Source organism: Pantoea sp. X-Soil-TKNS-1280, assembly GCF_059730475.1.
In genome coordinates this window covers 1,732,208-1,744,373 of record NZ_AP035962.1, presented here as the reverse complement: position 1 = coordinate 1,744,373, position 12,166 = coordinate 1,732,208, and the positions used below count along the sequence as shown (strand labels likewise).

Annotated in this window: 10 protein-coding genes; 5 read left to right on the top strand and 5 right to left on the bottom strand. The window is 56.9% G+C overall.

Features of this window, described 5'->3' with window-relative positions; all coding sequences use genetic code 11:
- Positions 1-2 precede the first annotated feature (2 nt).
- Positions 3-1,523, bottom strand: coding sequence for an acetaldehyde dehydrogenase ExaC (gene exaC, locus AC6I8X_RS08220; protein ID WP_084873965.1), 1,521 nt, complete (start codon positions 1,521-1,523; stop codon positions 3-5).
- 315 nt (positions 1,524-1,838) lie between these two features.
- Between exaC and AC6I8X_RS08215 the strand changes: the two genes are divergently transcribed.
- Positions 1,839-2,402, top strand: coding sequence for a class I SAM-dependent methyltransferase (locus AC6I8X_RS08215; protein WP_299452226.1), 564 nt, complete (start codon positions 1,839-1,841; stop codon positions 2,400-2,402).
- On the opposite strand, the gene AC6I8X_RS08210 is transcribed toward AC6I8X_RS08215, so the two are convergent.
- A complete protein-coding gene (locus tag AC6I8X_RS08210) occupies positions 2,390-3,115 on the bottom strand; it encodes a glutamine amidotransferase (protein ID WP_299452224.1) in 726 nt (241 codons plus the stop codon). The two genes, AC6I8X_RS08215 and AC6I8X_RS08210, sit on opposite strands and share 13 nt — an antisense overlap.
- A gap of 183 nt (positions 3,116-3,298) precedes the next feature.
- Here AC6I8X_RS08210 and AC6I8X_RS08205 point away from each other — a divergent pair, with 183 nt between their 5' ends.
- Both AC6I8X_RS08205 and AC6I8X_RS08200 read left to right on the top strand, forming a co-directional pair.
- Positions 3,299-4,183, top strand: coding sequence for a DMT family transporter (locus AC6I8X_RS08205; RefSeq protein ID WP_208717104.1), 885 nt, complete (start codon positions 3,299-3,301; stop codon positions 4,181-4,183).
- 36 nt (positions 4,184-4,219) lie between these two features.
- Positions 4,220-5,584, top strand: coding sequence for a CoA transferase (locus AC6I8X_RS08200; protein ID WP_497840872.1), 1,365 nt, complete (start codon positions 4,220-4,222; stop codon positions 5,582-5,584).
- Position 5,585: 1 nt separating this feature from the next.
- On the opposite strand, the gene AC6I8X_RS08195 is transcribed toward AC6I8X_RS08200, so the two are convergent.
- Genes AC6I8X_RS08195 through ghrA form a run of 3 tightly spaced genes read right to left on the bottom strand, consistent with a single transcriptional unit; the run spans position 5,586 to position 7,896 of the window.
- Entirely contained in the window at positions 5,586-6,146 is a 561-nt protein-coding gene (locus AC6I8X_RS08195; protein WP_497840871.1) for a TorD/DmsD family molecular chaperone, read from the bottom strand.
- A 26-nt stretch (positions 6,147-6,172) separates the two neighbouring features.
- Entirely contained in the window at positions 6,173-6,910 is a 738-nt protein-coding gene (locus AC6I8X_RS08190; protein WP_208714704.1) for a phosphatase, read from the bottom strand.
- Between the two features lie 47 nt (positions 6,911-6,957).
- Positions 6,958-7,896, bottom strand: coding sequence for a glyoxylate/hydroxypyruvate reductase GhrA (gene ghrA / locus AC6I8X_RS08185; protein WP_313683381.1), 939 nt, complete (start codon positions 7,894-7,896; stop codon positions 6,958-6,960).
- Between the two features lie 208 nt (positions 7,897-8,104).
- Here ghrA and treA point away from each other — a divergent pair, with 208 nt between their 5' ends.
- Together treA and AC6I8X_RS08175 are read left to right on the top strand one after the other, a co-directional pair.
- Positions 8,105-9,784, top strand: coding sequence for an alpha,alpha-trehalase TreA (gene treA, locus AC6I8X_RS08180; RefSeq protein WP_497840870.1), 1,680 nt, complete (start codon positions 8,105-8,107; stop codon positions 9,782-9,784).
- Between the two features lie 205 nt (positions 9,785-9,989).
- Complete coding sequence (locus AC6I8X_RS08175) at positions 9,990-12,089, top strand: TonB-dependent siderophore receptor (protein ID WP_497840869.1); 2,100 nt, start codon at positions 9,990-9,992, stop codon at positions 12,087-12,089.
- The last annotated feature ends 77 nt before the right edge of the window (positions 12,090-12,166 follow it).

Below are 12,166 nucleotides of genomic sequence, written 5' to 3'. Positions count from 1 at the left end.
CATCAGAAGAAGCCGAGCGGCTGGGTGCTGTAGCTCACCAACAGGTTTTTGGTTTGCTGATAATGATCGAGCATCATTTTATGGGTTTCGCGGCCAATGCCGGATTTTTTGTAGCCACCGAATGCTGCATGGGCCGGATAGAGATGGTAGCAGTTGGTCCACACACGCCCGGCTTTAATCGCGCGTCCCATACGATAAGCCCGGTTGATATCGCGCGTCCAGACACCGGCACCGAGTCCGTACATGGAATCATTGGCGAGGGCGATGGCTTCCGCTTCATCTTTAAACGTCAGTACCCCAACCACTGGCCCAAAGATTTCCTCCTGGAACACGCGCATGCTGTTGCTGCCTTTCAGCAGCGTCGGCTGGATGTAGTAGCCGCTGGCAAACTCTTCACCCACGCTTTCAATGCCGCCACCGTGCAGCACCTGTGCGCCTTCCTGCTGGGCAATTTCCAGATAGGAGAGGATTTTATCAAACTGCTGCTGTGACGCCTGGGCCCCGATCATCGTTTCGGTATCCAGCGGATTGCCCCGTTTAATGGTTTTGATACGTTTCATCACCGCCGCCATAAACGGCTCGAAGATCGATTCCTGCACCAGCGCGCGTGACGGGCAGGTACAGACTTCGCCCTGATTCAGGAAGCCCAGCACCACCCCTTCGGCCGCTTTCTCAATAAAGCTCTCCTCCGCCTGCATAATGTCTTCAAAGAAGATATTGGGGGATTTACCGCCCAGCTCGACAGTGGACGGAATCAGGCTTTTCGCCGCCAGTTCGAGGATATGGCCACCCGTGGCGGTCGATCCGGTAAAGGCAATTTTGGCGATGCCGGGATGTGAGGCCAGCGCTTCACCGGCTTCTTTACCGTAACCATGGACCACGTTGATCACGCCGGGTGGCACCAGGTCTTTAATCAACTCCATAAACAGGGTGATGGACAGCGGCGTTTGTTCCGCCGGTTTCAGCACCACGCAGTTACCGGCTCCCAATGCCGGGGCCAGTTTCCACGCCGCCATCAGCAACGGGAAATTCCACGGGATAATCTGCCCCACCACACCCAGCGGTTCATGGAAGTGGTAAGACGCGGTGAATTCATCAATTTCCGCCGCCGTCCCTTCCTGGGCGCGCACGCAACCGGCGAAATAGCGGAAGTGGTCCACCGCCAGCGGCATATCAGCGGCGAGGGTTTCACGCACCGGTTTGCCATTATCCCAGGTTTCATTGACGGCCAGATATTCGAGGTTTTCCTCCAGACGGTCGGCGATTTTCAGCAGCACCAGCGAACGAGCCTGCGGCGAGGTTTTTCCCCAGGCATCCGCCGCCTTGTGTGCGGCAGCGATAGCGTTATCGACATCATCACGGTCAGAACGCGGGAACTCACCAATCGGCGAAGCATTGATCGGCGAGGTGTTAACGAAGTAGTTACCGTTCACCGGTGGCACAAACTCACCGTTGATAAAGTTGCCATAACGCTGTTGTAGTGTAATCAGAGAACCTTGTTCTCCAGGAGCGGCGTAACGCATGGTTTTCTCCTTGCGGGACAGAAGTGATATGCAACAACTTTGAAACCTGTTATTAACATTGATCGATCAAAGCCACGCTGTCAGATCTGCCGATGGGAAACTGTGACCGCGCCGAAGGAAATTCTGGCATTACAGATTACTGCGCGCGATAAATCGCGCCGCTACGGTTAACAATGCATGTATCTGTAGCGGCGCGATTTATCGCGCGACGTTTAAGCACAGATAATTCTGAGTTTTGCCTGCCACGCAGCAAAAAGCGAAACATGGCCCTTAAATAGGGTCAATATGAAACAGGACACTAACCAGGAGAAAGAGATGTTGGCTTCAGCCCTGACGTTAATGCGCGCCAAAGCAAACTTTGTTCATCAGTTCATTCGTAACCCCCGCAAGATGGGAAGCATTACCCCCTCCTCCGCCACGTTGTGCCGTACCATGACGGATGCCGTGAACTGGGATCACAGCCTGCGTATTGCCGAGCTGGGGGCGGGAAATGGCGTACTGACGCGGCAGATTCTGGACCGCATGTCACCGCAGGCGCAACTGGATGTGTTTGAGATCAGCCCGGAGCTGGTCAAGACGCTACGCACCTTGCCGGATGATCGGATGCAGGTTCGCGCCTGTTCAGCGGAGTATTTGTGCGGGGAATATGATGCGATCTTTTCTGGTCTGCCATTGCTGTCGCTGCCGCCGACCACGCGCGAAGCGATTTTGCGTGCCGTCCATGATGCGCTGGGTCCACATGGCGTGTTTGTGCAGTTTCAATACACCTCGCTCACGCAGCCCAGCCTGTCACGTTATTTCACCTGGCAGCGCCAGCGAGTGCTGAAAAATGTGCCACCCGCCTGGGTCTATCGCTGCACCCGTCATTACGCGCCCTGAGCCTGCACGCGCGGCTGAGGTCGCGTTTGCTGCCAGAAGCTGCGCAGCAGTTCCCGCGCCCAATCTTCGCCCACCAGCTCGCTGCCATCGTCAGACTCACCCGCTGGCAGACAGGCTAACATGATGTTGCGGCTGAATTCCGGGTGGAATTGCACCGATAACGCCTGTGCGGAATAACGCAAAATCTGGCAACCATCCTGTTCAGAGGACGCCAGGACCTGCGCCTGCGCCGGAGGGGTGATCACTGACTGGCGATGCGACAACCAGGCCTCGAAATCATCCGGCAGCGCACCCAGCCAGGGATCATTTTCTGCCTGCGGATGGCGCGTCAGCGCCTTGAGTCCCCGCTCCCAGCCATTGGGGTTGTCGGCCACTTTGCCTCCCAGCGCATAGGCCATCAGCTGATGCCCGTAGCAGACGCCAAGCAGCGGCAACTCCGCTTCCAGCGCAGCGCGAATCCAGGCGGCGGTGCGTTCACTCCATTCGGCATGGTCGGTGACCATCGCCCAGGAACCGCTGAGGATCGCCCCACTGATGCTGTCAAACGCAGGTAGCGCATCGCCAAGGTGTGGACGCACAATCACGTAGTCAGCAGGCTGTAATGCCAGCGCATCAATAAACCAGGCGGGTTGTTCACCAATTTGCGCCACAACGGCCGGTGGCGGGACTTCAAGTTGAATTAAGGCAAGGGGTAACGCGCGGGTCTGTGTCATTCCGAAGACTGTCCTCTGCAAGGTCATATTTCGGAAAACCAGTCTGACAGTAATTACCTGCAATGTCTTATATTTTTCGCAGTTAAGCATTTACAGAAATTATTTTTACCCGTTCTGCACCAAATACATCGCTTCATGCCATGATTAGCCGGTGAAAACAAAATTTGTGTGAAGGATGACATTGTGGCGGTGCGGCATTTTTTTGTGGTTCTGATGGTGGTCTCCATCTGGGCCTTCAACAACATAGCGATAAAGTGGGGATTGCTGGAGCTTCCGCCACTGTTCCTGACCTGGATGCGCTTTGTGGTGGTGGCGATTGTGCTGATCCCCTTCTGCCGCATCACCCGTGAACAATTGCCGTGGCTGCTGGCACTGGCCTTCACCTTTGGTTTTATGCACTTCTCGCTGTTGTTTGTCGGCATGCGTTATACCGACGCCGGGACCGGTGCGATTGTGGTGCAGCTTGGCACCCCAATCGCCATGCTGCTGGCGATGGTGATACTGAAAGAGAAGCTACGCCTGGTGCAGCTGATTGGCATCGCGATATCCCTGAGTGGCGTGGTGGTGCTGTCCGGCAGCCCAACCATTCCCGCCTGGTGGGTACTTTGCATCCTGCTGTGCAGCGCCACCGGCTGGGCAGTGAGCAATATGATTGTGAAAAAATCCCCGCCGATTAAGCCGCTAACGCTAACCGGATGGATTTCGTTCCTGGCGGTGCCGATTGTCGGTGTGGCGTCCTGGCTCACTGAATCACAACAATTTTATTCTCTGAGCCATGCTGGCTGGCGTGGCTGGTTTGGCATTCTCTACAGCGCCCTTGCTTCGTCGATCGTCGCTTATACCCTGTGGTACGCGCTGCTGAAAAAGTACAACGTCAATCTGATCATGCCCTACTCGCTGCTGACCCCGGTGCTGGCGGTGCTGATGGGGATTGCTATTCTGGGCGATAGCCTGAACAGTTTTAAGATCCTGGGCGCTTCTCTGGTGGTACTGGGTACGGCGATTGCGGTGATTAACCTGCGTAATCTGCGCATGCACGCGCGATTTCCGCGCCTGCGCCGTCGCTGAACGACTTGTGAACCGCGATTTATCCGGAGGCTTCGCATGGATTATTCACTCACTGCCGCACTCTGGCAGCAGATGTGGCAGGGACTACGCGGCGCAGACGACACTGCGCCCCCGCTGGCCTTTTCCCAACCCGATACCTTTCGTTCCTGCTACGCCGTCAGTGAACTGGCGGCCACCAGCATCGGCCTCGCCACCCAGGCGCTGAGCGATTTACTGGGCCGTCCGGCACCGGTAAGTGTTAATGTGCGGCTGGCCTCGCGCTGGTTCCAGCATAGCTTTATCCCCCTTAATCGCCCGCCCGCAGCGCTGTGGGACCCGTTTGCCGGTGACTATGCCACCGCGGATGGTTGGATCCGCCTGCATACCAACGCGTCACATCATCGGCAGGCGATGGAAAGCGTGCTCGGCGTGCATGCGGATCGCGTCGCGCTGGCGGCAGAAGTGATGCAGTGGTCGGCCGGGACGCTGGAACAGGCGGTGGTGGATGCGGGTGGCTGCGCCGCCGAAATGCGCAGCGTGCAGCAGTGGCAACAACATCCGCAGGGGATCGCCGTCGGCCAGGAACCGTTGTTCGCCCGACAGGCCATGACGGATGGCCCCCCCCCTGACTGGGCACTCAGTGCGGCGCGGCCATTGTACGGCATTCGTGTGCTGGACCTGACACGCATCATTGCTGGCCCGGTCGCCACGCGTTTTCTCGCCAGCCTTGGTGCCCGGGTGCTGCGTATCGATCCCCCCGACTGGCAGGAGCCGACACTGGAGGAGGAGATCACCAGCGGCAAACGCTGCGCCCGGCTGGACCTGAAAAGCCGTGACGGGCTGGCACAGCTGCGCAGTTTGCTGACGCAGGCCGATGTACTGGTGCATGGCTATCGCGCCGATGCGCTGGAAAAACTGGGGCTGGATGCTGCCACACGCCAGCAACTGTCACCGGGGCTGGTGGATGTCAGCCTGAATGCCTGGGGATGGAGTGGTCCGTGGCGCAACCGGCGCGGTTTTGACAGCCTGGTGCAGATGGCGAGCGGCATTGCACATCAGGGGATGCTGAGGAGCGGAAACACAACACCGACACCCTTACCGGTGCAGGCGCTGGATCACGCCACCGGCTATATGCTGGCAGCGGCGGTGCTGGAAGGATTACGCCAGCGACGCAGTAACGGCACCGGCTGGCAGGCGCGTTTGTCGCTGGCGCGCACTGCGCTGCTGTTGCAGCAGCACGGTTTTGCGCCTGGCAATGAGCAAACCGGCATCGCCTCGCAACCGGACGATGCCCTGCCCGCGCTGGAAATTACCCACTGGGGCATTGGTGCAAGGCTGCGTGCCGCGTCCTATTTGCCCGGCACGCCCCAGTTGTGGGCGACACCGGGTGTGCCTCTCGGCAGCAGCGCTCCCCGCTGGTAAGTTACTCCGCGTCGTCTTCGCTTTCCGCCAGCTCGTCGCGCATCGCCTGGATCGCTTCACGGCTCAGCATTGCCAGCGTACGGTAGAACGCGGTGCTGGCATGCGCTTCCACTTTGCCCAGGAACGCACCGCACCACGGCAGCAGGTAATCATCAAACAGCGCCAGTTGTGCGGCAGACTCATCTTCCGCCGACTGGTCTTCCAGCCAGGAAGCTGCCAGCAGCAACTGACCGAAATGATCCGCAGGGGCTTCACCCAGCGGCATGCCACGCGAGCTAAGAAACGCGCGCACCTCAGCTTCGGTTGGCCCGTTCGGCCACTGCGATGCGTAAGGTGGCACGCTGCAATCGCTGCCCACGAACAAGGCGTTGTAATCCGCCGCCTGCGCCTGCGGGTCGCTGTTCTGTTGCAACCGGGTCAGCAGCTCATCCTGCTCCAGCGGCCACTGCGCCTGTAATTTGCCTTCACGTAACAAAGTGAACAGCGGCATCAGCAGCGGGTCCTGCGGCTGACGATTGAACAGCGAGCCGATGACGCGGCAAAGAATGGAAAACTCATTCATACAACAGGATTCCTTGAGGAAAAAATTTAAAAATCCGCCAGTTCGGCAATATGCTTGCCGGTGCGCTGTTCGAGAAAATCGAGCAGGCGGCGCGGCGTGACATTTAACACGCGATCTTCGGGAAAATCCACTTCCCGCGTAATGCGCAGGCAATGCTCGAAATGACCGAGAGTAAAGGCGGTATGGGAATCGGAACCAAACGCCAGACGGCCTCCGGCATCACGAACCGCTTCAGCGATAGCACGACAGTTGGGCTCACTGCCTGGACGTGAATGGGTGAACGACGAGTTGTTGATCTCCAGCGCCACATCATAATGCGCCGCCGCTTCGGCAATGGCGCGGATATCGACCGGAAACTTAGGATTACCCGGATGGCTGATGATATGCACCAGGCCGCCAGCCATCGCCGCGATCATCGCTTCGGTATGGTGGGCTTTATCGCGCGGGGCATACACCGGCTCATGGAAACCGGCCACGATCAAATCCAGCGCGTCCAGCATCGGGCCGCTACAGTCGATCTCACCCTGCTGATTTTTGATATTGGCTTCAATGCCACGCAACACACCGACACCATCAATCACGCGCGGCCAGATGCGCATGTTGACGAAGTGCCAGTAATGCGGCGCATCGGCCATATCCGGACCATGATCGGTAATCGCGAACAGCTTCAGACCGTTTTGTTTCGCCTGCACGACATAGTCATGCAGCGTGCTGTAGGCATGGGTACTGGCAACGGTATGCATATGTAAATCGACGGGATACATCGGTTTCTCCTGACAGGCCGTCTGCAACAGGCAAACGGCAAAGTGATTTAATAACCGCGCTGACGATCAACCAGACCGGGGGCCTGCTGCCCCTGCTCCAGCTTCAGTATGGCATCTGCAATATAATCCATCGTCTCTTGCGGCAACGTCATTGCAGCATTATGTGGCGTAATTGTGACATGCGGATGTGACCAGAGTGGATGGTCTGCCGGTAATGGCTCGGTCTGGAACACATCCAGCGTCGCGGCCGCCAGCTGCCCGCTGTTGAGTGCCGCCAGTAAATCGTCCTCCACCACATGTGCACCGCGCGCAATATTGAGGAAAAACGCCCCCTGTGGCAGGCAGGCAAACAATTTTTTGTCAATCATATGGCTGGTTTGCGGTGTGGCCGGCAGCAGGTCAATCAACACCTGGGTGCCATCCAGAAAGGCGGCCAGCTGGTCAGCGCCATGAAAGGTTTGTATTCCCGCCAGGGTTTTCGGCGAGCGGCTCCAGCAACGCACCGGAAACCCCCACTGGACCAGGCTTTGTGCCACACTGCGGCCCAGTACGCCCGCGCCGAGGATGCCAATGGTGAAATTTTCCCGCGTGTAACCATCAAGCTGCTGCCACTGCGCCTGCTGTTGCAGGCGTTGATAGTCAGCGAAGCGACGAAACCAGCCCAGCACACACCAGGTCGCATATTCCTGCATCTGCTGCGCCATACCGGTATCTTCCAGCCGGAATAGCGGCACGTTGTCTCCTAACATGTGCGGGTGAAGCTGTACCTGATTGAGGATTTCGTCTACGCCCGCCCCCATGCCAAACACGCCTTTTAATGCGCGTCCGCTCAGCATTTCCACTGGCGGCGATCGCACCACCGCGTAATCCGCCGGAGCGTTATCGCCTGGCTGCCAGTAACGCACCTTCGCCTGCGGTAATCGCTGTTGTAACCCACTGAGCCAGCTCTCCGGGTCTATCGATGGGTGATACCAGATGATCTCCATACTGCTCTCCATTTTTTTCTTTCAGACTCAGGGAAATAGCGCCGCAGGGCAAGTAAAAACCTCAGCGTTAATGCAATTTCTGCCGTGATTAATTCAGGGTGCTTCACATTTCCGGTGCTGCAAGCGGCTATCGCTGGCGATAGCGACTAAAGTTGTTTGGGTGGTCAATGCGTTAGCGCACCACTTTTTCGGACAAGGAGAAAAACCGATGATAAAAAATGTCGTATTCACGCCAGGGCATCTTCGCCTGTTGCTCAGTACCGCCCTGCTGATGGGGTCCGTCGTTGCCGAGGCCGCAGATAACAGCCGGATGCTCAGCAGCCAGCCACAGCCACCGGATGTGCGCCTTGGGCCACTCTTCAATGCTGTTCAGCAGGCCAAATTTTATCCGGACCAGAAAACCTTCGCCGATGCGGTTCCGAAATATAATCCGTCCTCAATTCTTGCCGACTGGCAGATGCAGAAGAACCAACGCAACTTCGACTTAAAGCATTTCGTCGATGCCAACTTCACCCTGCCTGCCGCACAGGATAAATATGTGCCACCTGCCGGGCAGAGCCTGCGTGCGCACATTGATGGCCTGTGGCCGGTCCTGACGCGTTCAACACCCAATACCAGCCAGTACGATTCTCTGTTGCCGTTGCCAAAACCTTATGTGGTACCCGGCGGTCGCTTCCGTGAGGTTTATTACTGGGACAGCTACTTCACCATGCTCGGACTGGCCGAGAGCGGCCACTGGGACCGGGTGCAGGATATGGTGGATAACTTCGCCTCTGAACTCGATCGTTACGGCCATATCCCCAACGGCAACCGCAGTTACTATCTGAGTCGCTCGCAACCGCCGTTCTTCAGCCTGATGATCGATTTGCTGGCAAGCCATGACGGTGATGGCGTGTATACGAAGTATCTGCCGCAGTTGCAGAAGGAATATGACTACTGGATGGCAGGCAGTGACAACGTCGCAGCAGGCCAGGCCAGCCAGAGGGTGATTAAGCTGAGCGACGGTACCCTGCTTAACCGCTACTGGGACGATCGCGATGTGCCACGCACCGAATCCTGGCTGGATGACGTCAACACCGCGCAGAAAGCCCCACAGCGTGACAAAAAACAGGTGTATCGCGATCTGCGTGCAGGTGCAGCCTCCGGTTGGGATTTCAGTTCCCGCTGGTTTACTGATGCGCATAATCTGGCCTCGATCCGCACCACGCAGCTGGCACCTGTTGATCTGAACAGTTTGCTGTTCCATCTGGAACAGACCTTAGCCAAAGCGGAGAAGCTGGCAAAAAACAACGATCGGGCACAGCAGTTTGCCGCGCAGGCAGAGAAACGCCAGGCGGCGATTAATCGTTATCTGTGGAATGAGCAACAGGGTTGGTACGCCGATTACAACTGGCAGAAAAAGCAGGTGCAACCGCAGCTAACCGCCGCCACCCTGTTCCCGCTTTATATGCAGCTCGCCAGTGATAAACAGGCAGATCGCACGGCTAGCGCAGTGGAGAAACAGCTGCTGAAACCCGGTGGGCTGGTGACCACCACGGTGAATAACGGCCAGCAATGGGATGCACCGAATGGCTGGGCCCCCCTGCAATGGGTAGCCGTGACCGGGCTGGAACATTATAAACAACCGCAGCTGGCACAGCAGATTGGTCAGCGCTTCCTGCAAAACGTCCAGATGACCTATGACAAACAGCACAAGCTGGTAGAAAAATACGTGGTGGAAGGTGCCCAGCTTGGCGGTGGTGGCGGTGGTGAATATCCCCTGCAGGACGGCTTCGGCTGGACTAATGGCGTGACGCTGATGCTGCTCGACAAATATTGTCCGAAAGATAAAACCTGTAATAGCGCACGGGATATTCCCAATATGCCGACGCTGACTGCCACACATTAATCACCATGCCCTTTAGCGGCGCAATTTATCGCGCCGCTACCCTCCCCTGATCAGTCCTGCAGCTGTTAATTTTCCTCACAGCGCGATGATGATTTTTTTACATCTTGAAATGACCTTATCTAAAAGATAATAATTCTCACTCTAATTTTTATTTCTATTAACGCTTTTTGGCAACCCACTGCCTTTTTCTGTCTGAGGACTTATCATGACCCGCCTGTTTACCCTCAATCGTTGCCGTGTGTTGTGCTCGCTGGCACTGGCGTTACCCGGCCTCAGTTTCGCCGAGGACTCGCTGGTGGTGACCGCTCAACCTCAGGAGAGCGCCACCTCGCCAACCCAGGGTTACCTGGCCACCCGCAGCAGTGGCGCGAGTAAAACCGACCAGCCACTCATCACCACACCACAGTCAATTTCGGTGGTCACACGGCAACAGATGGAAGACCAGGGGGCAACCGATCTTAATCAGGCCCTGAATTACACCCCCGGCGTGTTTACCAACTTTGGCGGTGCCGCCACCCGTTATGACACCATCTCGCTGCGCGGCTTCCACGGTGGCGATGTGGATAACACCTTCCTCGACGGCCTGCGCGTGATGAGTGATGGCGGCAGTTTCAATGTGTTGCAGGTGGATCCCTGGTTCCTCGATCGCATCGACGTGATCAAAGGTCCTTCCTCGGCGTTATATGGTCAGACAGTACCCGGCGGCCTGGTGAATATGGTGAGCAAACGCCCGCAATTCGCTGAAGAGGGGCACTTCCGGCTGTCAACCGGCACCCATGCCACCAACAGCGCCGCCTTTGATTACACCAATGCAATCAACGATCAATGGGCGTTTCGTCTCACCGGCATCACCCGCAACAGCGACACGCAATACGATCATACCCGCGAAGAGAAGTATGCTATTTCGCCCCAGCTGATGTGGCAGCCGGACGAAGATACCAGCCTGATTCTGCGTGCTTACCTGCAAAAAGATCCTTCCGGTGGTTATCACGGGTCCGTCCCTGCCGAGGGTACGCTGTACAGCCATAATGGCCGCAAGCTGAGCGACAGTTTCTATGAAGGGGATAGCGCGCTGGATCAGTTCAAGCGACACGAGCAGATCTACAGCTATGATTTCTCCCATCGTTTCAATGAAGTGTGGTCAGTGCATACCACCGGCAGCTACAGCCACTCCAATGTTGATCTGGACCAGGTCTACCAGATTGGCTGGGATGCTACCAACCCGGACCTGCTGACCCGTTATTATTCCGGTGAGCGCTCCTCGCTGTCAGCGTGGGCGACGGATAACCAGTTGCAGGCGGATTTCAGCACCGGCGCATTGCAGCATCGTGTCACCCTCGGCGCTGAGTATCATCGTTATAAGAACGATATTTTGAGTGCCAGCGGCTATGCCAGCTCACTCAATCCGTGGACCGGCGAAGCGGTGGGTACCATGCCGGATTATGACTGGGCCGCCGAGACGCGCCGTTACTATCAGACCGGTCTCTATTTGCAGGATGAGTTACAGCTGGATCGCTGGCATATGGATCTTTCCGGCCGTTATGACCGTATCGTCTCCGAAAATGGCACCAGCCGCCGCCAGGACGACCATATCAGTGGCCGCGCAGCCCTGCTGTATGCCTTCGATAATGGTATTTCGCCTTATGTCAGCTGGAGCCAGGCAATTACGCCAGCCTCACTGACCGATCCCAATGGCAACCAGTTGAAACCGACCACCTCCGAGCAATATGAGGCCGGGGTGAAATACCAGCCGGTGGGCACGCGGGATATGTACTCGGTTGCGGTATACGACCTGACACAAAACGATGTCGCCAACCGTGACGTGATATCCGGTACCTATACGCCTTCCGGCAAGGTTCATTCACAAGGGATCGAACTGGAGGCACGCAATCAGCTTACTCCGCGCTTCAGCACGCTAGCCGGTTATACCCTGAACCATCTGCGCTTTAAGGACTCGGTGGATGGCAACGATGGCCATACGCCTTACGTCACCCCCAACAGCATGGCGTCCTTCTGGGGTCATTATCAGTTTGATTATGGTCTGAGTGCCGGTGCGGGGATACGTTACATTGGCAAGCAATGGGCAGATAACGAAAACACTACGCGTCTGCCGTCGGTGACGCTGTTTGATGCTTCAGTGCGTGCTGATTTGAGCGCGTGGCACTCAGGTCTGAAAGGGGCGTGGTTGCAGGTGACAGCCAATAACCTGACTGACCGTAAATACCTTGCGGCCTGTTATGGTACCGGTTATTGCTACCGTGGTGCGGAACGTACCGTGACGGCAACGATTGGTTATGATTTTTAAATCTTAAGATCCCGTAGCGGCGCGATTTATCGCGCGGGTTTTAAAAGACGCGCGATAAATCGCGCCGCTACGGAATG